General features: G+C 64.5%; 17 protein-coding genes. 7 read left to right on the forward strand and 10 right to left on the reverse strand.

What is annotated here, in order from left to right; genetic code table 11:
- Positions 1–59 precede the first annotated feature (59 nt).
- Positions 60–908, forward strand: a complete 849-nt coding sequence (locus ACR80S_RS09090) for a 23S rRNA (adenine(2030)-N(6))-methyltransferase RlmJ (protein WP_435403047.1) — start codon at positions 60–62, stop codon at positions 906–908.
- Between the two features lie 6 nt (positions 909–914).
- Here the strand turns inward: ACR80S_RS09090 and mnmE are convergent, their stop codons facing one another.
- The 4 genes from mnmE to rpmH all read right to left on the reverse strand — a co-directional run bounded on the left by mnmE (position 915) and on the right by rpmH (position 4866).
- The gene (gene mnmE / locus ACR80S_RS09095) at positions 915–2282 is read right to left on the reverse strand and encodes a tRNA uridine-5-carboxymethylaminomethyl(34) synthesis GTPase MnmE (RefSeq protein ID WP_435403048.1); all 1368 of its coding nucleotides are present in this window, start codon (positions 2280–2282) and stop codon (positions 915–917) included.
- Positions 2283–2428: 146 nt separating this feature from the next.
- The gene (gene yidC / locus ACR80S_RS09100; protein WP_435401055.1) at positions 2429–4114 is read right to left on the reverse strand and encodes a membrane protein insertase YidC; all 1686 of its coding nucleotides are present in this window, start codon (positions 4112–4114) and stop codon (positions 2429–2431) included.
- A 184-nt stretch (positions 4115–4298) separates the two neighbouring features.
- A complete protein-coding gene (gene rnpA / locus ACR80S_RS09105) occupies positions 4299–4718 on the reverse strand; it encodes a ribonuclease P protein component (RefSeq protein ID WP_435401054.1) in 420 nt (139 codons plus the stop codon).
- A gap of 13 nt (positions 4719–4731) precedes the next feature.
- Positions 4732–4866, reverse strand: coding sequence for a 50S ribosomal protein L34 (gene rpmH / locus ACR80S_RS09110; RefSeq protein ID WP_010626003.1), 135 nt, complete (start codon positions 4864–4866; stop codon positions 4732–4734).
- Between the two features lie 556 nt (positions 4867–5422).
- Here rpmH and dnaA point away from each other — a divergent pair.
- The 4 genes from dnaA (at position 5423) to gyrB (ending at position 11771) form a co-directional block, all read left to right on the forward strand.
- Complete coding sequence (dnaA, locus tag ACR80S_RS09115; RefSeq protein ID WP_435403049.1) at positions 5423–6892, forward strand: chromosomal replication initiator protein DnaA; 1470 nt, start codon at positions 5423–5425, stop codon at positions 6890–6892.
- Between the two features lie 182 nt (positions 6893–7074).
- The gene (gene dnaN, locus ACR80S_RS09120; RefSeq protein ID WP_435401052.1) at positions 7075–8178 is read left to right on the forward strand and encodes a DNA polymerase III subunit beta; all 1104 of its coding nucleotides are present in this window, start codon (positions 7075–7077) and stop codon (positions 8176–8178) included.
- 45 nt (positions 8179–8223) lie between these two features.
- A complete protein-coding gene (recF, locus tag ACR80S_RS09125) occupies positions 8224–9339 on the forward strand; it encodes a DNA replication/repair protein RecF (RefSeq protein ID WP_435401051.1) in 1116 nt (371 codons plus the stop codon).
- A gap of 11 nt (positions 9340–9350) precedes the next feature.
- Positions 9351–11771: a DNA topoisomerase (ATP-hydrolyzing) subunit B gene (gyrB, locus tag ACR80S_RS09130; protein ID WP_435401050.1), complete on the forward strand. Its 2421-nt coding sequence runs from the start codon at positions 9351–9353 to the stop codon at positions 11769–11771.
- Between the two features lie 135 nt (positions 11772–11906).
- Here gyrB and gmhB read toward each other — a convergent pair whose 3' ends face one another.
- The 3 genes from gmhB to glyQ all read right to left on the reverse strand — a co-directional run bounded on the left by gmhB (position 11907) and on the right by glyQ (position 15738).
- Positions 11907–12479, reverse strand: a complete 573-nt coding sequence (gene gmhB, locus ACR80S_RS09135) for a D-glycero-beta-D-manno-heptose 1,7-bisphosphate 7-phosphatase (protein ID WP_435401049.1) — start codon at positions 12477–12479, stop codon at positions 11907–11909.
- 209 nt (positions 12480–12688) lie between these two features.
- Complete coding sequence (glyS, locus tag ACR80S_RS09140; RefSeq protein ID WP_435401048.1) at positions 12689–14755, reverse strand: glycine--tRNA ligase subunit beta; 2067 nt, start codon at positions 14753–14755, stop codon at positions 12689–12691.
- A 2-nt stretch (positions 14756–14757) separates the two neighbouring features.
- The gene (glyQ, locus tag ACR80S_RS09145; RefSeq protein WP_435403050.1) at positions 14758–15738 is read right to left on the reverse strand and encodes a glycine--tRNA ligase subunit alpha; all 981 of its coding nucleotides are present in this window, start codon (positions 15736–15738) and stop codon (positions 14758–14760) included.
- A 99-nt stretch (positions 15739–15837) separates the two neighbouring features.
- Between glyQ and rfaD the strand changes: the two genes are divergently transcribed.
- Positions 15838–16794: an ADP-glyceromanno-heptose 6-epimerase gene (gene rfaD / locus ACR80S_RS09150; RefSeq protein ID WP_435401046.1), complete on the forward strand. Its 957-nt coding sequence runs from the start codon at positions 15838–15840 to the stop codon at positions 16792–16794.
- Positions 16787–17839 (forward strand): lipopolysaccharide heptosyltransferase II, encoded by a 1053-nt coding sequence (gene waaF / locus ACR80S_RS09155; protein ID WP_435403051.1) that lies wholly within the window; start codon positions 16787–16789, stop codon positions 17837–17839. Before rfaD ends, waaF begins: the two co-directional genes overlap by 8 nt.
- A 7-nt stretch (positions 17840–17846) precedes the next feature.
- On the opposite strand, the gene ACR80S_RS09160 is transcribed toward waaF, so the two are convergent.
- The 3 genes from ACR80S_RS09160 to ACR80S_RS09170 all read right to left on the reverse strand — a co-directional run bounded on the left by ACR80S_RS09160 (position 17847) and on the right by ACR80S_RS09170 (position 21455).
- The gene (locus tag ACR80S_RS09160; protein ID WP_435403052.1) at positions 17847–19544 is read right to left on the reverse strand and encodes a sulfatase-like hydrolase/transferase; all 1698 of its coding nucleotides are present in this window, start codon (positions 19542–19544) and stop codon (positions 17847–17849) included.
- A gap of 67 nt (positions 19545–19611) precedes the next feature.
- On the reverse strand, positions 19612–20367 hold the full coding sequence (locus ACR80S_RS09165; RefSeq protein ID WP_435403053.1) for a glycosyltransferase family 2 protein: 756 nt from the start codon (positions 20365–20367) through the stop codon (positions 19612–19614).
- Complete coding sequence (locus ACR80S_RS09170; protein WP_435401042.1) at positions 20364–21455, reverse strand: glycosyltransferase family 9 protein; 1092 nt, start codon at positions 21453–21455, stop codon at positions 20364–20366. Before ACR80S_RS09170 ends, ACR80S_RS09165 begins: the two co-directional genes overlap by 4 nt.
- Between the last annotated feature and the right edge of the window lie 32 nt (positions 21456–21487).

Below are 21487 nucleotides of genomic sequence, written 5' to 3' on the forward strand. Positions count from 1 at the left end.
TGAGAAGTGGCGGGCCCCTTTCATTGTCGATCGCCTTGCCGATTCACGGACCGTCTTCCATGCTTTCCTATCAGCACGCCTATCACGCCGGTAATTTTGCCGACGTCCACAAGCACCTAACCCTGCATGCGGTCATCGACCATCTGTTACGTAAAGATTCCAGCATTACGTATATAGATACTCACGCCGGGAGGGGGCTGTATCCCTTGGATGCCTCCGAGACCCTTAGGCTGCAGGAGTACCGGGAAGGCGTCATCCCGCTCTGGAAGGCCCGCCAGGCGTTGGCGAACGAACCGCTTCTGAGCGACTGGCTGGCGGCCCTGGCGAATGCCCAGCCCGCTCCCTCGCGTCTGACTCACTACCCCGGTTCCCCCTGGTGGATGGGCCACCGGCGCCGCAAGGGGGATCGTCAGTGGCTGTTCGAGTTGCATCCCGGTGAGCATGAGCATCTGGCGCAGCAGCCGTTTTCCGAGGCGGTGGAGCGCATTCACGGGGATGGTCTCAAGGGTCTGCTGCAGCGGGTCCCGGTGAAGACACCGAGGCTCTGTGTGCTGATCGACCCCAGCTATGAGCGCAAGGCGGAGTATCACGAGGTGGCCGAGACGCTGCTGACGGCGATGCACAAGGCACGCCATGCGGTAGTGCTGGTGTGGTATCCGCTGCTGCCGGCGGGACGCCACCGGGAACTGCTGGAGGGACTTCGCGATGGCGGACTGCGCAAGGTCTGGTACGGCGAATTCATCCGGCAGTCACCCAGAGAGGGGGAGAGAGGCATGTTTGGCAGCGGCATGCTGGTGGTCAACCCGCCCTGGGGCCTCGATGAGCGGCTGGCCGCGGCGATGGCGCCGGTGGTAGACAGTCTGGGCGCCCCGGGGTCCTATCGCAGCGGCTGGTGGGTGGGAGAGTAGAAGGAACTACTTGCCGATGCAGAAGCTGCCGAAGATCTCGCCGAGGAGGTCGTCCGCGCTGAACTCCCCGGTGATCTCGCCGAGTGCCTGCTGGGCGTCGCGCAGGTCCTCGGCCAGCAGCTCGCCGGCGCCGTAGCCCGCGAGTTGGGCCTCGCCATTTTCCAGGGCCTGTCGGGCCCGGTCCAGGGCATCCAGATGTCGTCGTCGCGCCGAGAAGCGCCCCTCGGTGGTGCCGGTATAGCCCATCACGTCCTTGAGATGCCCCTTCAGGTTATCCACACCCGCACCGGTCCGGGCGGAGAGCCGTAACACCGGCGAGCCTGTGGATAAGTCGATTCCGGGTGTATCCGGTGTCGTGTCGATCTTGTTGCGTACCAGTGTCAGCCGTTCCGGGTCCGGCAGCCGGGCGACAAACTCGGGCCAGATCGTCATGGGATCGAGGGAGACGGTGGTGGCGGCATCCACCAGCAGCAGCACCCGGTCGGCCTTCTCGATCTCCGCCCAGGCCCGTGCCACGCCTATCTGTTCCACGGCGTCCGGCGTGTCACGCAGTCCGGCGGTATCGATCACGTGCAGCGGCATGCCGTCGATGTGGATGTGCTCGCGCAGCACGTCCCGGGTAGTACCGGCGATATCGGTGACGATGGCCGTCTCCTGCTCGGTGAGGGCGTTGAGCAGGCTCGACTTGCCGGCGTTGGGACGCCCGGCGATCACCACGCTCATGCCCTCGCGCATCAGCGCGCCCTGTCCGGCGGCGGCCCGCACCGCGGCAAGTTCCGCCATCACCCCGGCGAGCCGCTCGGCCACCTTGCCGTCGGCCAGAAAATTGATCTCCTCCTCCGGAAAATCGATGGCCGCCTCCACGTAGATACGCAGCTCGATCAGCCGCTGCACCAGCGCTTCGACTCGCCGCGAGAAGTCCCCCTGAAGAGAGCGCAGGGCGTTCTCGGCGGCGGCTCGGGAGCTGGCGTCAATCAGGTCGGCGATCGCTTCGGCCTGGGCCAGGTCTAGCTTGTCGTTGAGGAAGGCACGTTCCGAGAATTCCCCGGGGCGGGCCAGGCGTGCGCCGAGCGCCACGCAGTGTGCCAGCAGCAGATCCATGATCACCGGGCCGCCGTGGCCCTGCAGCTCCAGCACGTCCTCGCCGGTGAAGGAGTGGGGACCTTCGAAGTAGATGACGATGCCCTCGTCGATCATCGCCGATTCGCCCTGGAAGGGCGCATAGTGGGCGCGGCGCGGGGGAGGGCAGTGGCCCACTACCCCCACGGCGATCGTCTCGCACAGCGGCCCGGAGACGCGGATGATGCCGACACCGCCTCGTCCGGGTGGCGTGGCGAGGGCGGCGATGGTGTCCTGGTCGTGGAGGCTGGCCATGGGAATCTCCTGAGGGTGGCGGAGTCATTGTCCGTTTCGGGCCCCACCAACGCCAGACCCCCGCACTGGGCGGGGGTCCGGAAGGGCACAGGTGGGCAGGCGCTACAGGGTCTTGACGCTGCCGCTACTGGATTTTCACGCTGGCGCTATTTGGTCTTCATGCCCTTGCCGACGCTGGGATCGTTCTCGATCTTGCGCGTGATGGCGTACTGCTGGACGATGGAGATGATGTTGTTCACCACCCAGTAGATCACGAGGCCAGCCGGGAACCACAGGAAGAAGAAGGTGAAGACGATGGGCAGCATGCGCATGATCTTCGCCTGCATCGGGTCCGGAGGCGTCGGGTTGAGCAGCTGCTGCACGAACATCGAGGCGCCCATCAGGATCGGCAGGATGAAGAAGGGGTCTTTCACCGAGAGATCCTGGATCCAGAACATGAAGGGCGCATGACGCAACTCCACGGACTCCAGCAGCATCCAGTAGAGGGCGATGAACACCGGCATCTGGACCAGGATCGGCAGGCAGCCGCCCAGAGGGTTGATCTTCTCCTTCTGGTAGAACTTCATCATCTCCTGGGACATCTTCTGCCGATCATCGCCGTACTGCTCCTTGAGCCGCTGCATCTCCGGGCCCAGCTTGCGCATGCGGGCCATGGACTTGTAGGCCTTGGCGGAGAGCGGCCAGAGCACCAGCTTGACCACGATGGTCAGCAGCACGATCGACCAGCCCCAGTTGCCGATTAGGCTGTGGATCTGGTCGAGCAGCCAGAACAGCGGGTTGGCGATGAACCACAGCCAGCCGAAGTCAACGGTGAGGCGCAGGTTGGGAGCCACGGCCTCCAGGTAATCCTGCACCTTGGGCCCCATGTAGAGGGTCGCGCCCAGGCGCGCCTCGCCCTCGGGTGCCAGGGTGCTGACCGGACCGGCAAAGGCGGCCACGTTGCGGTTCTGGGAATCGGTGGTGGCGTAGTAGAGGTTCTGCTGGTTCTGGGACGGCGCCCAGGCCGAGACGAAGTAGTGCTGGATGATCGCCACCCAGCCGCCCTGAGCGTCCACATTGTCGAAGCGACCGCTCTGGATATCGCCGAAGTCGACTTTCTCGTAGCGACTTTCCGGCGTGGAGTAGGCCGCGCCAAGGTAGGAGCTCATGCCCATGGCCACGCCGCTGGAGGGGTCCGGGCTGTTGTCTCGGGCCAGCTGGCCGATAAAGCGGGCGGTGACCGGCGTCTCGGTGTTATTGGCCAGGTAGTAGTTGACGTCTACCGCATAGCTGCCGCGTTCGAAGGTGAAGCGCTTGATGACGTCGATGCCGTTGACTTCGGCGCGTAGGTCAACCTCCAGGCGGTTGTCATCCTCGGCCAGGCGGTACTCGGTCTGATCAGGCGTGAAAGCGATGCGGCCAGCCTGGCCGTCGAGCTGCAGACCGGAGCGAGCCACGTAGCTGCGGCTCTCGCTGTCCGAGAGCAGCACGTAGGGCCGGTCCGAGTCAAGCGTGAGCTTATGCTGCGGCAGCGCCGCGTAGACGACATCACCGCCCTGGGGGTCGATACGCAGGTCCAGCACATCGGTGACCACGGCGATCAGGTCGCGGCCGCTGGTAGGCGTGCTCGCCGCGCCGGGCATGGCCTGACTGACGTCACCTGAAGCGCTGGGCGCCGCCGGGACGGCCAGACCATCCGGGTCGGTCTGCCGAGCCTCGCCGTTGGCTGGGCTTGTGAAGGAGGGGGCCTCGGGCTCAGGGGATACCTGGCCATAGTCCTGATTCCACTGCACAACGATCAGGTAGGCGAGCACCGCCAGGGGGATCAGCAGGAGGAGTCGTTTTACGTCCATGAGGGTTCTGCCCGATGGGTGGTGAACTTGCCGAGGGCGAGATGGAAAACATCTGCCCGAGATAGACAAAAGCCTGCCAAGGGCAGGCTGGATGCCGAACACGGACTATCGGCGAAAATGCCAGCAGGCTCAGTGAGCACCATGGATATGAATCTTGACACGGTGATGACTCCTGGCTGAACGGTCATCTGCCCTGACTGGCGTTCGCACTGGGTGTCTCGACCCTTGGCCGGTCTTCGGCGGCGGCTTTTCTTGCCTCACGCTCCAGGCGACGCCACATCCCGTGCAGCTGCCGATGCAGAATCTCGTTATCCAGATCCCCCACGCCTCGTCGGGCCATGAGCACGATATCCACGCCCGGCAGTCGTTGCTGCTGAAGGCGAAGGGATTCCCGCGCGAGGCGTTTGAGGCGGTTGCGGTCGACGGCACGGCGAAGGGTCTTCTTGCTGACGATCAGGCCGAGACGAGGATGCCCAAGCGCATTGGGCGTCGCCAGGGCCATGAGACCCTTGCCGTGAATCTTGAAGACCGCGGTCTCGAAGACCTGCCGATAGTCCCCGGCCGTCAGCAGGCGCAGACGGCGGGGGAAGTCCTGACGGGACACGCGCAGTCCGTGATCAGGCGCTCAGGCGCTTGCGACCCTTGGCACGACGGCGAGCCAGGACGGCACGGCCGTTCTTGGTGGCCATACGGGCACGGAAGCCGTGCACGCGCTTACGCTTCAGAACGCTGGGCTGAAAGGTGCGTTTCATAACTCGTTATTCCCACGTGGTTTTCTGGAAGAATGGACAATTTCGAGGCGTCCGGATTCCATGGTGGAACCCGGGGGTATTCGGCTCAAGACCGGAAATTGTAGTGATATCGTGGCTTGGGTGCAATTTTTCCGTACCGCCTGCCGAACGCGGAGGCAGGGAGGGCGAGCCTCCAGCGGCCTGCGTCAGGCAGCGAAGGGATCCAGTTTTCACCACCCGCACTACTATTACTATTGTAGATTTTCTTATAGAACCTGTTATTAATACTGGGGATGATCTTAGTGGATAACACCTTTTTATACTTTATAATCAGCATTATATAGTATATTTGAGGCTGTGGACAGCCCGTGGAGCAGCGTGGGATCGTCTGTGAGTTAGCAGTGGATGGTATGCACGATGGTCCACAGGTAGGCGTTGTTCCCAGCGTTCGGGGGACTCTGTCCTTAGGGTCCGGGATAAGTTTTCCACAGCTGTCGAGCGGCAGCGGCAGGGTGTGGATAACCGTCCTTGGGGGCGATACACTATGCGACCGTTTTCCAACCGATGGTGAGGCCGCGTGTCGCTAGCTCTCTGGCAACAGTGTCTGGACACCCTTCAGGACGAGCTGAACTCTCAACAGTTCAACACTTGGATCCGCCCGCTGCAGGCGGAGGAGGGGGAGTCAGGCGAGTTGTGTCTGCTGGCACCCAACCGCTTCGTGCGCGATTGGGTCAGCGACAAGTACGCCAAGCGCATCGGTGAGTTGATGCGTGAGCTGTCGCCGGCCAAACCACCCAAGGTAGTGCTGTCGGTGGGCAGTCGGCGTACCGCGCCCCAGCCCCAGCCCCGCGATCTGGGTAATCCGGTTTCGGCGGCGCCGCGACGTCCATCGGCCCCTGCCGTGCATACTCCTCCGCGTGGGGAGGTGTCCGATGAGCGCGAACTCGACGCCTTGCGCGAGGAAGGCTCGGGACGACGTGCCGCCCGAGGAGGTCGCCAGGTTCAGGTCGAGGGTAGCCTGAAGCACAGCAGCGGTCTGAACCCCAACTTCACCTTCGAGACCTTTGTCGAAGGCAAGTCCAACCAACTGGCCCGGGCCGCCTCGCGGCAGGTGTCGGAAAACCCGGGGGGAGCCTACAATCCGCTGTTCCTCTACGGCGGGGTTGGCCTCGGCAAGACCCACCTGATGCATGCCGTGGGCAATGCCCTGGCCATTCGTCGGGAGAATGCCCGGGTGGTCTATCTGCACTCCGAGCGCTTCGTAGCCGACATGGTCAAGGCGCTGCAGCTCAACGCCATCAATGATTTCAAGCGCTTCTACCGCAGCGTCGATGCGCTGCTGATCGATGACATCCAGTTTTTCGCCGGCAAGGAGCGCTCCCAGGAGGAGTTCTTCCACACCTTCAACGCCCTGCTCGAGGGCGGTCAGCAGATGATCCTCACCTCGGATCGCTACCCCAAGGAGATCAGCGGGGTCGAGGAGCGTCTCAAGTCCCGCTTCGGCTGGGGGCTGACGGTGGCGATCGAGCCGCCGGAGCTGGAGACCCGGGTGGCCATCCTGATGAAGAAGGCCGACCAGGCCAAGGTCGACCTGCCCCATGACGCCGCCTTCTTCATCGCCCAGAAGATCCGTTCCAACGTGCGTGAGCTTGAGGGAGCCCTCAAGAAGGTGATCGCCGATTCCCACTTCATGGGCAAGCCGATTACCCAGGACTTCATCCGTGAGTCGCTCAAGGACCTGCTCGCCCTGCAGGACAAGCAGGTGGGGGTCGACAACATTCAGCGCACCGTGGCCGAGTATTACAAGATCAAGCTTTCCGACCTGCTCTCCAAGCGCCGCTCACGCTCCGTGGCGCGCCCACGGCAGGTAGCAATGGCGCTGGCCAAGGAGCTGACCAACCACAGCCTGCCCGAGATCGGTGATGCCTTCGGTGGCCGCGACCACACCACGGTGCTGCACGCCTGCCGCAAGGTGAAGTCGCTGCAGGAGGAGAGCGCCGACATCCGTGAGGACTACAAGAACCTGCTTCGCCTGCTGACCAGCTGACGAGGCAATCGACAGCACCTCGCGGGAGGAGGCGTCGGTCCTTCCGCTGATCGTGCTGCCGGGTGCCCCTTCCTCCTTGCCTTCGCGCACCTCCCAGGGCCGAGCTGTGGTTAAATGATCGCCTTGCCGTTCGGCCCGGGCCGCGCGAGCTGCAATCCTTCAGGACTAGATGTGGAGCCGACATGAAATTTTCCATCTCCCGCGAAGCGCTGCTGCGACCGCTGACGCTGGTTGCCGGTGTGGTGGAGCGACGCCAGACCCTGCCGGTGCTCTCCAACGTGTTGATCCAGGTCGACCAGGACCAGGTCGCACTGACCGGCACCGACCTCGAAGTGGAATTGATCGGTCGCACCGTGGCCAGCCAGGTCGATGAGCCGGGGGCCGCCACGGTGCCGGCACGCAAGCTGATGGATATCTGCAAGTCGCTGCCCGATCAGGCCGAGATCCAGCTCTCCCTGGAGGAGGGTAGGGCGGTGCTGCGCAGCGGCCGCTCCCGCTTCACCCTCTCGACCCTGCCAGTGGCGGAATTTCCCAACATCGAGGATAGCCAGGGCAGCGTCGAGTTGGCGCTGCCGCGGGGCGTCCTGAAGCAGTTGATCGATGCCACCTCCTTCGCCATGGCGCAGCAGGACGTGCGCTACTACCTGAACGGCATGCTGCTGGAAATGCGTTCCGGTCTGGTGCGCGCCGTGGCCACCGACGGCCACCGTCTGGCGGTCTGCTCGCGCCCCGTGGAGATCGAGGTGGAGCCGGCTCAGAAGCTGATCGTGCCGCGCAAGGGCATCCTGGAACTGGTGCGCCTGCTCGACGACGGTGAAGAGCCGGTGAGCCTGACGCTGGGGACCAGCCACATTCGCGCCCATACCGGCGACTTCACCTTCACCTCCAAACTGGTAGACGGTAAGTTCCCCGACTACGAGCGGGTAGTGCCACGCGGCGGCGACAAGGTGTTCATCGCCGAGCGTGCCGAGCTGCGCCAGGTGTTGTCACGTACCGCGATTCTCTCCAACGAGAAGTACCGCGGCGTGCGCCTGCATCTGGCCGAAGGCAACCTCAAGGTCATGGCCAACAACCCTGAACAGGAAGAAGCCGAGGAAAGCATCGCCATCGAGTACAGCGGTCCGGGGCTGGAGATCGGCTTCAACGTCGGCTACCTGATCGACGTGCTCAACGCCCTGGACGAGGACCGTGTGCAGATGACCCTGGCCGACCCCAACAGCAGTGCACTGATGGAGGAGCCGGGTGGCGGCGACGCCCTCTATGTCGTCATGCCCATGCGTCTCTAGTGACCACCGGCGGCACGTCCGGTGCCGCCCTGCCCGTGTGTGCCCATGCCACTCGATCGCCTCTCTTTTCAGGGTCTTCGCAACCTGCAAGCCATTGATTTCCAACCAGGATCTCGGATCAATCTGGTGACGGGAGACAATGGTAGCGGCAAGACAAGCCTGCTCGAGGGCATCCATGTTCTCGGCATGGGGCGCTCCTTCCGTACTCGCCAGATGCGCCATGTGATCGCCCACGACGCCGACGGTCTGGTCCTGCACGGCCGGTTGGCCGGTGATCCCCCGCTGCCCTTCGGCGTGCGCCGTCGTCGCGACGAGAGTGAACTGGAGATTCGCCTCTCCGGTGAACGCGTCAACCGGCTCTCTCGCCTGGTCGAGACGCTGCCGCTGCAGCTGATCAACCCCGATGCCTTTCGTCTTCTCGAGGGTCCTCCCGGGGGACGGCGAGAGTTTCTCGACTGGGGAGTGTTTCACGTGAAACATGACTTCCTGGAGGCCTGGCAGCGCGCTCGCCGAGCCCTGAAACATCGGAATGCCCTGCTCAGACATGATAGAATGGAGGATGCTTCCCTGTCCGTATGGGAGCGCGAGTTCGTCCACTGGAGCGACCGTATCGATGCCATGCGCAACGCCTGGGTCGACGCCTTCTTCCCGGTTTTCGAGGAGACCCTGGCTGGCTTGACGCCGCTGCCGGGCTTGCAGTTGCGCTACTCCCGGGGCTGGGACCGGCGTCGCGAGCTCGGCGAGATACTGAAGCGGGGCAGGGAGGTGGACAGGCAGATGGGGTTTACCCAGCAGGGGCCGCAACGGGCTGACCTGGCCATCAGGCTTGATCGACGCCCCGCGGTGGAGGTTCTCTCGCGAGGGCAGCAGAAACTGGTAGTGAGTGCTCTCAAGCTGGCCCAGGGGCGTCTGCTCGAGGCTGCCACCGGTCGGCAGTGTCTCTACCTGATCGACGATCTCCCGGCAGAGTTGGACAGCGCCCACCGGAAGGTGTTCTGCCATTTGTTGGAAAGTATGCACTGCCAGGCGTTTATTACCAGCGTCGACAAAGGCGCTCTGGCAGATATGTGGCAGCCCGCCACCCCCGTGGCGATGTTTCACGTGAAACGTTCGCCGTCGGGAGAGGGGCAGCTGGCGCCACTGGAACGACAGACTTCATGATGGAGCAGTCAATGAGCGAACAGGCCTACGACTCATCGAGCATCAAGGTACTCAAGGGGCTGGATGCCGTACGCAAGCGTCCCGGCATGTACATCGGTGATACCGATGACGGCACGGGCCTGCACCATATGGTATTCGAATTGGTGGATAACTCCATTGACGAAGCGCTGGCCGGGCACTGCAGCGAAATTCGTGTGGTCATCCATCCCGACGAGTCGGTCACGGTAAGCGACAATGGTCGCGGGGTTCCCACTGATATCCATGAAGGGGAAGGGATTTCCGCTGCGGAAGTGATCATGACGGTGCTCCACGCCGGCGGCAAGTTCGACGACAACTCCTACAAGGTGTCTGGTGGGCTTCACGGCGTCGGGGTGTCGGTGGTCAACGCGCTCTCGGAGGAGCTTAAACTGACCATCTGGCGCGCTGGTGAGGTGTTCGAGCAGATCTATCACCACGGAGTGCCCAAATCGCCCCTGGCCGTGGTAGGCAAGAGCGAGAAGACCGGTACGCGAATCCACTTCAGGCCCTCTCCTCAAACCTTCACCAGCATCGAATTCCATTACGATATCCTGGCCAAGCGACTACGCGAGCTCTCCTTTCTGAACTCCGGCGTGGCCGTACGGCTGATCGACGAGCGTAGCGGGAAGGAGGAGGTGTTCCACTACGAGGGGGGGCTCAAGGCCTTCGTCGATCACCTCAACACCAACAAGAGCGTGCTCAACCCGGTGTTCCATTTCAATGCCGAGCGTGAGGACGGCGTAGGTGTGGAGGTGGCGATGCAGTGGAACGACTCCTTCAATGAAAACATCTTCTGTTATACCAACAATATTCCCCAGCGAGATGGTGGAGCGCATCTGGCGGGCTTTCGTGCCGCGCTGACCCGGACCCTGAATGCCTATATCGAGTCCGAGGGCCTGCTCAAGAAGTCGAAGATCAACACCTCCGGTGATGACGCCCGAGAGGGGCTGACGGCCATCGTCTCGGTGAAGGTACCCGACCCCAAGTTCTCGTCCCAGACCAAGGATAAGCTGGTTTCGTCAGAGGTAAAGACCGCGGTGGAGCAGGAGATGGGGCGGCTCTTCTCGGACTATCTGATCGAGAAGCCCAACGAGGCCAAGGCGATCGTCAACAAGATGCTCGACGCGGCCCGTGCCCGTGAGGCCGCGCGCAAGGCCCGCGACATGACCCGCCGCAAGGGGGCTCTGGACATCGCGGGCCTACCCGGAAAACTGGCCGACTGCCAGGAGAAGGATCCCAGCCTTTCCGAGATATTCCTGGTAGAGGGTGACTCGGCCGGTGGCAGTGCCAAGCAGGGGCGTGATCGCCGCACCCAGGCGATTCTTCCCCTCAAGGGGAAGATACTCAACGTGGAGAAGGCGCGCTTCGACAAGATGCTTTCCTCCGCCGAGGTGGGCACCCTGATCACCGCCCTGGGCTGCGGCATCGGTCGCGAGGAGTTCAACCCCGACAAGTTGCGCTACCACTCGATCATCATCATGACCGATGCGGACGTGGATGGCTCGCACATACGCACCCTGCTGCTGACGTTCTTCTTCCGCCAGATGGCTCAGTTGATCGAGCGCGGACATGTCTTTATCGCCCAGCCGCCTCTCTACAAGATCAAGCGTGGCAAGCAGGAGCTCTATCTCAAGGATGAGCAGGCGATGACCGACTACCTGACCGCCACGGCTCTGGACGGCGCCCGGCTTTACGTCAACGCCGATGCGCCCGGTATCAGCGGCTCCCAACTGGAGGCACTGGTGAACCAGTATCGTGAGGTGGTTCGCCGTATCGATCGCCTGTCACGTGTCTACCCGAACGAGGTGCTCAAGCGGATCGTGCATGCCGCGCATCTGGAGGGCGAGATCAGCCTACGGGATCGGGGAACCATGCAGAACTGGATCGACCACCTCCAGGGCGAGATGGATGCCGTGGTGGCTTACGAGGGTGGTCCGCGTTATACCTTCCGGCTCGAGGAAGATAACGAGCGCAGCCTCTATTTGCCGGCGGTAACGCTCACCGCCCACGGCGTATCCACGGATTACGTGTGGGGCATCGAGTTCTTTACCAGCGCCGACTATCGCGGTATGGCCGAGCTTGGCGAGACCCTCGACGGCTTGCTGGAGGAGGGCGCCTATGTGGCCCGTGGGGAGCGCCAGAAGCGTGTGGTCACCTTCTACGAGGCCCTCGAGTGGCTGATGGCCGAGGCCCAGCGTGGTTTGTCCATCCAGCGCTACAAGGGGCTGGGGGAGATGAATCCGGATCAGCTGTGGGATACGACCATGAACCCCGAGACTCGCCGGATGCTCAGGGTCACCATCGAGGATGCGGTGGGTGCCGATATGATGTTCAACACCCTGATGGGCGACGAAGTCGAGCCTCGTCGTGACTTCATCGAGCGCAATGCGCTGGTGGCTAATCTCGACGTATGACGGCGACCTGTTTCACGTGAAACGTCTCTGAACGACAAGTCCCGAGTCAGGCAATAGCCCCGCCATCGCAAGATGGCGGGGCTTTTCTCTGAGCGGATAGTTAGGTCCTGCGAAGCTGTGGACTGGCCCTTATGCTCAGGGATATTGTTGATCCAGCAGCCAAGTGACGAATCCGGATAGGTCATCGAAGATACGCGTTGCGCTGGCCTGGTCGGCCAGTTCCGGGTTTTCGGCAAGTGTTCGTTCCCCCTTGCCGGTACGTACCAGCACGGAATGGGCGCCCACGGCCTCTCCGGCCTGGAGGTCGCGTAGGCTATCACCGACCATCCAGCTGCCGGCCAGGGTCTTCATGCCAAGCGCCAGGCGGATCTCATTCAATAGGCCGGGCAGTGGCTTGCGGCAGTCGCAGCCGCCGTCGGGGCCGTGGGGACACCAGGCGATATAGTCGATCCTTCCGCCAGCCTCACCCACTCGTCGATTCAACTCGGCATGCATCGCATCCAGGGTGGCCTCGTCATAGTAGCCACGCGCGATGCCGGACTGGTTGGTGGCCACCGCTACCATCCAGCCGGCCCCGCTCAGACGGGCGATGGCCTGGATCGCGGTGGGGTAGGGGACCCACTCGGCCAGGCATTTCACGTAACTGTCGGAGTCCTGGTTGATCACGCCGTCACGGTCGAGGATCACCAGGCGGTCGGGGGAGGTCATCCATTGGGCTCCTTGTACCAGGTCGAGAGTAAGCACAGTGTTTCACGTGGAACATTCCCTGCCAAGCTGCCAAGCTGCCAAGGTGCCAAGGTGCCAAGGTGCCAAGCGGCCAGGCTATTGGAGAGTTCCACGTGAAACATCGGTTCGTGGGTCAGGCATGAAAAAGGCCGGCAGCGCTGGGCTACCGGCCTTATGTTGGGTTGGCGTGTTTACTGCTGCAGCTGAGCGATATCGGCCACTTCCAGGAAGAGCCCACGCAAGCTGGCCACCAGGGCCAGGCGGTTGATGCGAATGGCCGGGTCGTCGGCCATCACCATGACCTGGTCGAAGAAGGCGTCGACCGGTTCCCGCAGGGCGGAGAGGGTGTCCAGCGCCTCGGCATAGCGTCCCTCGGCGAACAGCGGCATGACCCGTTCGCGTTGGGCGCTCACCGCCTCATGAAGGGCCTGCTCGGCGGACTCCTGAAGCAAAGTGGCATCGACCCGGCTACCCACGTCGACCTCCTGCTTGCCGAGGATGTTAGACACCCGCTTGTTGGCCGCGGCCAGGGCGGCGGCTTCATCGCGACCGGCGAACGCCTGTACGGCGCGCAGACGGCGGGCGAAGTCCAGCGGGCGCGTGACGGTACGGGCGCGCACGGCCAGGTAGACCTCGGCCGAGATGCCTTCGTCCTGTCCCCAGGCGCGGAAGCGGTCGAGCATGTAGGTCAACACCTCGTCCACCAGCTTCTCGGCGTAGGGGAGTTCCTGGTGCTGGGCAACGGCCAGTTCCAGCAGCTCGCGCAGGTCCAGATTCAGCTCCGCCTTGATCAGTATGTTCAGCACGCCGATGGCAGCGCGACGCAGGGCGAAGGGATCCTTGGTGCCGGTGGGGCGGGCGCCGATGCCGAAGATCCCGGTCAGGGTGTCGAGACGGTCGGCCAGGGCCAGCGCCAGGCCGGTTCGACCGTGGGGGATGGCATCGGCGGCGAAGCGGGGCAGGTACTGCTCCTCCAGCGCCTGGGCGACCTCGGCGGGCTCGCCGTCGTGCTCGGCATAATAGCGACCCATGATGCCCTGTAGCTCGGGGAACTCCAGCACCATCTCGGTGACCAGGTCACACTTGGCCAGCTCGGCGGCGCGGCGGGCGTGTGCCACGTCGCCCTCGATACGGCCAGCGATGAAGGCGGCCACGGCGGCGCTACGGTGCGCCTTGTCGGCCAGGGTGCCGAGCTGCTTCTGGAATACCACCCCCGAGAGCTCATCGATGCGCGACGCCAGCGGTCGCCTGCGGTCGGTGTCGAAGAAGAAGGCGGCGTCGGCCAGGCGCGGGCGGATCACCTTCTCGTTGCCCTCGATCACCTGTTGCGGATCGGTGCTGTCGATGTTGGCGATGGTGATGAACAGCGGCTTGAGGCGACCCTCGTCATCGAGAAGATGGAAGTATTTCTGGTTGGCCTTCATGGAGGAGATCAGGCACTCAGCGGGCACGTCGAGGAAACGCTCGTCGAAGCTGCCGGCCAGGGCCACCGGCCACTCCACCAGGCCGCTTACCTCGGCCAGCAGTGCCTCGTCGATCACCGCGGTGGCCTCCTGGGCCTCGGCTTCGGACAGCACCTGCTCGCGAATGCGCTCGCGGCGCTGGTCACGGTCGGCCAGCACCCAGGCCTGTTCCAGCTCGGCGAGGTAGCCGTCGGCCTGGGTGAGCTCGATGGCCTGGGGGGCGTGGAAGCGGTGGCCGAAGGTGGTGCGGCCGGCCTCGAGGCCCAGGGCGCTGGCCTTGACGACGTCGCTGCCGTAGAGCATGACCAGCCAGTGCGCCGGACGGGAGAACTCCACCCGGGAAGCGCCCCATCGCATGTTCTTGGGCACCGGCAGAGCGGCGATGGCCTTCTGCAGGATGCCGGGCAGCAGGGCGGTGGTGGCGTCGCCGCGCTGCTGTTCGCGGTAGCCGAGCCAGATCCCCTTGTCGGTCTCCAGATGGATCAGTGCGTCGACGCCGACGCCGCAGGAGCGGGCGAAGCCCTCGGCTGCCCTCGTGGGCTGGCCATCCTTGAAGGCGGCGGCCAGTGCCGGGCCGCGCTTTTCCACCTCACGGTCGGGTTGGCTGTCTGCCAGGGAGTCGACCTGCACCGCCAGGCGGCGGGGTGTGGCGTAGGCGCGTACCTCGCCGTGGGATACCTCGGCGTCGGCCAGGCCGCGGCGAACGCCCTCGGCCAGGGCGTCGGAGAGGGCATCGATGGCGCCGGGCGGAAGCTCCTCGACGCCCAGTTCAATCAGTAGGGTGTTGGCGGCCATGCTCATGCGTCTCCCTGGTCAAGCAGTTCGCGGCGCAGGGCCTCGGGGGCCAGCGGGAAACCGGCGGCCTTGCGCGATTCGAAGTAGGCGTGAGCCACGTCTCGGGCCATGGTGCGCACGCGCAGGATGAAGCGCTGACGCTCCGTCACCGAGATGGCGTGGCGGGCGTCGAGCAGGTTGAAGGTGTGGGAGGCCTTGAGCACCTGCTCGTAGGCGGGCAGCGGCAGGCCGGCATTGAGCAGCCGGGTGCAGTCGCGCTCCTGCTGGTCGAAGGCGCCGAACAGGAAATCGACGTCGGCATGCTCGAAGTTGTAGGCGGACTGCTCCCGCTCGTTCTGCAGGTAGACGTCCCCATAGGAGACCCGGGTACCGTCCGGAGCCTCGGTCCATACCAGGTCGTAGACACTGTCCACGCCCTGCAGGTACATGGCGATACGCTCCAGGCCGTAGGTCAGCTCGCCGGTCACCGGGTAGCACTCGATACCGCCGGCCTGCTGAAAGTAGGTGAACTGGGTAACCTCCATGCCGTTGAGCCAGATCTCCCATCCCAGGCCCCAGGCACCAAGGGTGGGCGACTCCCAGTTGTCTTCGACGAAGCGGATGTCATGCACCAGGGGGTCGAGACCGAGCCGCTCCAGCGAACCGAGATAGAGCGCCTGGAAATCGGCGGGCGAGGGCTTCATCACCACCTGGAACTGGTAGTAGTGCTGCAGGCGGTTGGGGTTCTCGCCGTAGCGGCCGTCGGTGGGACGCCGAGACGGCTGCACGTAGGCAGCATTCCAGGTCTCGGGGCCGATGGCACGCAGGAAGGTGGCCGGATGGAAAGTGCCGGCGCCGACCTCCATATCGAGGGGCTGCAGGACCACGCAGCCCTGTTCGGCCCAGTACTGCTGCAGGGCCAGGATCAACCCCTGAAAGGTCGAGGCGTCAGGCGCCGACACGGAGGTCGAGGTCGGCGCGGGTGTCGAGGACGAGAGAGTCATTGCGTAAAGCACCGTTGGCCATGAATTCACAGGTCGTCAAGTATACAATCACCGGAAGATCGGTTATAGGCGCACGCCCCGAGACAGAGGATTCTCCCCATGATCGTAGTGACAGGCGGGGCCGGCTTCATCGGCTCGAATCTGGTCAAGGCTCTCAATGCCCGCGGCCGTCAGGATGTGATGGTGGTCGATGACCTTTCCGACGGCACCAAGTTCATCAACCTGGCTGATTGCACCCTCGGCGACTACCTGGACAAGGATGATTTCCGCCGTCGGGTGGAAGCGGAGCTGCGCGACGAGGCCTCGGGGCTGCCCGAGATCGAAGCCATCTTTCATGAGGGGGCCTGTTCGGATACCACCGAGTGGGACGGCCGCTTCATGCTCGACAACAATTTCGAGTATTCCAAGGTGCTGCTGCACTTCTGTCAGCGGCGCGGCATCCCTTTCCTCTATGCCTCCTCGGCGGCCACCTATGGGGGCAGTGAGGTGTTCGTGGAAGCGCCCGAACACGAGAAACCGCTCAACGTCTATGGCTATTCCAAGCTGCTCTTCGACCAGTACGTGCGCGCTCGCCGGGATGAGTTCAAGAGCCAGGTGGTGGGTTTTCGCTATTTCAACGTCTACGGTCCCCGCGAGCAGCACAAGGGCAAGATGGCCAGCGTTGCCTATCACCACAACACCCAGATCAGCGCCGGCCAGGACCTCAAGCTCTTCGGCGCCTGGGATGGCTTTGAAGCCGGCATGCAGAGTCGCGACTTCGTCTACGTGGGCGACGTGGTGAGCGTGAACCTTTGGTTTCTCGACAACCCCGCGGTGTCCGGCATCTTCAACCTGGGCAGCGGCCGCGCCGAGCCCTTCAAGGCGATCGGCGAGGCGGTGATTGACCACTATGGCCGCGGCAGCATCGAATACATCGACTTTCCCGAGGAGCTCAAGGGGCGCTACCAGAGCTATACCCGGGCCGATATCGGCAGCCTGCGCCAGGCGGGCTATGATCGCGAGTTCCGCACCGTGGCCGAGGGGGTGCGCGAGTACCTGGAGTGGCTGAATGACTGAGGGGGCAGCGCCAGGCGCCGGCGAGAGAATCCTGGTGGTCGGCCCCTCCTGGGTCGGCGACATGGTCATGGCCCAGAGCCTGTTCAGCACGCTAGAGGCGCGCCACCCCGGCTGCCGCATCGGCGTGCTGGCGCCGGCCTGGTCGCTGCCTATCCTCGAGCGGATGGCGGAGGTGGATGAGGGGGTGGCCCTGGACGTCGGCCACGGCGAATTCGGCTGGTCTACCCGCCGCCGGGTTGCCCGCTCGCTGCGAGGCCGCTTCGATCGCGCCATCGTGCTGCCGCGCTCCTGGAAATCGGCGCTGGTGCCCTTCCTGGCGGGCATCCCGCGGCGGACCGGCTTCACCGGCGAACAGCGCTACGGCCTGCTGAACGATCGCCGGCGGCTCGACAAGGCTGTGCTCGACCAGACGGTGAAGCGCTTCGTGGCGCTGGGGCTGCCCGCCGCGGAGGCGGTCGCGGGGGGGTTCACGGTTCCGCGACCGCACCTCGCCGTGGATGGCGGCAACCTCGCCGAGCTGCGCAGGATTCATGAACTATCGTTACGCCCAGCCATCGGCATGATGCCGGGGGCGGAGTACGGCCCGGCCAAGCAGTGGCCGTTGGCGCACTTCCGCACGCTGGCCGAGTCGCTGGTGGCCGAGGGCTTCGAGGTGCGGGTGCTGGGCGGCCCCAAGGATGACGAGGCAGGCAAGACTATCACCGAGGGACTGGCGTATGTGCACAACCTCTGTGGTCGGACGCGCCTGGCCGATGCCGTGGACCTGCTGGCCGACTGCCGCCAGGTGGTTACCAACGACTCGGGGCTGATGCACGTGGCCGCGGCGACGGGCACCCGGGTGCATGCCATTTATGGTTCCTCTTCTCCGGTCTACACGCCGCCCTTGACCGACAGCGCCGAGATTCACACTCTGTCACTGGAGTGTTCTCCCTGCTTCGCGCGCACCTGCCCGCTGGGACATACCCGCTGCCTCACCGAGCTGTCGCCGCAGCGGCTGCTGGCGGCGGTGCTGGGCACCGAAAGGCGCCTCGCCGTCGAGGAGTAGCCAGGCGCTACTGGACGCTGGCTGGCACCTCGCCGGTGGCGTCGTAGGGGCTCTCCACCACCTGCTCGTCGGCCGGTGGCGTTTCCTCCCCCTCGGGCTCCTCCGGCCGGTTCGGCACCAGACCCTCCCACAGCCGCTGCTGAAGGGCATTCTCCTCGCGCATGCGGGCGTTGAGCGGCTCAAGACCGTGGCGCTCCACCAGCGTCTGCTCATAGGGTCCGGCCAGCAGGGAGACGCCCAGGCCGGCACGGTGTTTATCGATGGTGAAGCCCATGGCCTCCAGCAGGGTCGGGAAGAGGTCGATCATGGAGGCCTCCCGGCGGATGCGAGTGCCGCCCTCGATGCCGGGGCCGAGCAAAATGAAGGTGTTGTCGCGTTCGCCGGCGGTGAGCTGGTCCCACACCGAGACCCGCATGGTCAGGTGGTCGCTGGCGATCATCACCAGGGTGTTCTCCAGCAGCCCCTCGTCCTCCAGGCGTTCCACCAGGTACCGCGCGAGCCAGGCGGAGCAGGCCACCGAATAGAGGATATCCACACCGTCGAATTCTCCCTGGCGCTCCCGGCAGGCTCGTGCCGGGTAGCCGTTGGGAGCATGGCCGGCGATGGTGAGGTTGACGACTCCCCAGGGGCCGTTGCCCTCGGCATCCAGGCGGCGAATTTCCTCGAGGGTTAACGCGTAAAGGGAGTCATCGAAGAGTCCCCAGTCGTTGATGTAGTCGGGGTCTTCCAGCCGCGGCTCGAGTTCGGCACGGCCGATCACCTCGGTGAAGCCATGGCCCTCGTAGAACAGCCCCTTGCCGGCGAAGGCGGTGCTGGCGCCGCCCAGGTAGCTGAGCCGGTAGCCCTGTTCGGCCAGCAGGTCACCCAGGCAGTCCACGCCGGGGACCACGCGGCCAAGCGGCTCGAACTGGCGGTCGTGGAGCAGGCCGGCGGGCATCAGGGGCGTACCGCACTGGCTGGCAATCTTGCCGGCCATGGTCCAGCCGGTGTTGTCGAGCTGGCGCACCCCCTCGAACACGTGACCGCGCTCGCCCAGCGCCTCGAGGTCGGCGTAGGCGTCGCCGAAGCGTTCCCGGTCCGCATAGGTGCGCTCCATGCTCTCCAGATAGAGCACCAGCAGGTTGGGGGGCGAGGCGGGGGCCTCGAAGATCGCGGGCTCGATGTAACGGCGATCCAGCCAGGCGCCGTCGTCGGTGACGATGGCCGCGCCGCGCTGGGTCATGCCGTAGAGCAGGGGGTTGCTGGCGAGCAGTATCAAGGCCAGCAGCCGCTCGCCCTGTCGCCAGCGGTGATCGACCCGCACCAGCCAGGTAAAGGCCGCCAGCAGGGCGAGCATGCTGAGGGTATAAAGCACGGCGGCCACCAGGCGTTCGCCACCGCCATGGTCGGACATGCCTGCCTGGAGGTGGAAGAAGATCGCCCCCAGGTCGACGATGCCGAAGCTGTCGTTGAGGTAGACATAGATGCCCAGCAGCGCGATGGGCAGCAGCGACCAGGGCCACACCCTGGCCCCGGGGCGAGGATGCCGAGGCGCCCCCCAGCGCAGCAGCCAGCCGGCGACGAGCCAGGCGCCGGCGACGGTTGGCAGGGCCCAGACAGGCAGCCGACTCACGGTGACGACGGCGTAGCCCAGACAGAGCCCGATGGCGAGCAGGGCCCACCAGCGGGGGTGGCGGAGCAACGTGGAGGATGGAACTGGAAGCATGGTGGGTCGGATCCTCGCGATGTCGGCAGCTTAACAAGGCAGACGCATCGCCCAGGCTCAGGATGTATTAAGGCTGTCGTTCGTTCTCATGAAGTTCGTTGAGCTTTGCGTACTTCATATAGGCGTGGAAGGCCGTCGTCATGGCAACCGTCAGGCCGTCGCTTCCCTGCAGTAGCCCCCCCTTCAGGATCAGCTTGCGAATCATCGCACTCAACGCATGCCCGGCCGGCCGAAATGCAGAGGGGGAAACTCCCCGCTCTTTCATGGCCCAGGCGTCTCGTGTGGAGAGCTGATCAATGCGCTGAATCCAGTGAGACAGGTTTTCATAGGTGAAATGCCGAATATGAGCACCGGTGCTTTCAACCCTTGGGGACTGTACCGAAGAGTGGGCCTTTTTGGGCAGATATCCCGATGTCCTACGGTTGTAAAGCCTCACCACCTCGTCCGGATAGAAGCCTGCCGCCTTGACCCAGTGGTTACCACAGAAGTTCCGTCGTCTGAAGCTGTAGGCCACAGATGGATCATCCAGCGAGAGGTTGCGTATTGCTGCTACGGCATCCTCATCCAATCGCTCGTCGGCATCCAGGGCAAGGATCCAGTCGTTACTGGCACGGGGTGCTCCGAAAGCCTTCTGCGGACCATCGCCCAGGTACTTCTGCAACAGGACAGTGGCCCCCTTGCCTTCAGCGACTCTGACGGTGTCATCCTGGCTGAAAGAGTCAACGACAATGATTTCGTCACAGACCATTTTCAGAGAATCAATGCAGTCACCGATACGAGTCTCTTCATTGAGGGTGATGACGATGCCGGTGATGGGAATCATGGTGAAGCCTCTCGGCGGTTGTGCGTCGTGAGAAAGCTGACGATCCGGTCGGTCGCCTCCGTGATATCGATGCTGGCCATATCCTGCTCGCCGGCGCCTTCGGGGGGGCAGAAGGCCAGGCGGTGCTCGGCGCGGTTGCAGGTCTGCCAGCGCAGCGGGGTGGCGGAGCGGCGCGCCGAATAGAAACCGGCGGTGGCGATATCCAGACAGCCGGCGATATGCAGCGGCCCGGTGGAGCCGGCGATAAACAGATCCGCCGCCGAGAGGCTTCTGGCAAAGTCGCCGAGCCCATCGCGGCCCGGCAGACGGAGGACCGGCACGTCGGCCTCGAGCAGCGGGGCCTGTATCGCCTCGGCGGTGGCCTCCTCGCCGGGACCGGCGGTCAGGATCCACTGGGGGCGCCGCTCGCCCGTCAGGCGCGCGTCTACGTCCAGCACCAGGCGGGCGTACTGCTCGGGGGTGAGGTTCACCGCGGACCCGCCGCTGCCGCCGTGCAGGAAGACCCAGGGCCGCGCCGGATCAATGTCGAGCTCCTCGGCGAGGCGCCGGCGCTCGGCGAGGCGCTCGGTCTGTGGCAGCGGCCAGTAAGGAGGCTCGGGCGGGGCGCTGGGGTCCAGCTCCAGCGCCGTCAGTAGCGTCTCGGCCAGCTCCAGGTTGTAGCGGTATTCGGGCTTTTCCGAGCGCGACCTGCGCTGTGCCACCCTTCGGTTGTAGAATACCTGCGCCCACTTGGTAGCCGGCGCCAGGCGCAGCGGGATGCCCGCACGCCAGCCGAGCCAGCCGATGCGCGGCGTGGAGAAGAGCGTGAGCAGCCCATCGAAGCGGCCCGTCTTCACCTCGGCCAGCAGTCGTCGGCGCTCGCTGCGGTCGGCACTCTCGCCGGGGTCGATCAGCACCCGGTCGATCCAGGGGCAGAGCCGCGCCATGGGCGCGGTATAGGCCGGCACCAGAACGCTGACGTGGGGCACTGGGCGGGCCGCCTTCAGGCGGGCCAGCGCCGGCCACGCCAGCATGAAGTCGCCGAGCTTGTCGTTGCGAACCACCAGCAGGCGCGAAGACGCGCCCGAGGCAGCGGAAGTAGCAGTCATCCGGGCTCCCGAGCCCCGAGATACCGAAGGAG

This window comes from Halomonas salsilacus (assembly GCF_051216275.1).
Lineage (GTDB): Bacteria > Pseudomonadota > Gammaproteobacteria > Pseudomonadales > Halomonadaceae > Halomonas.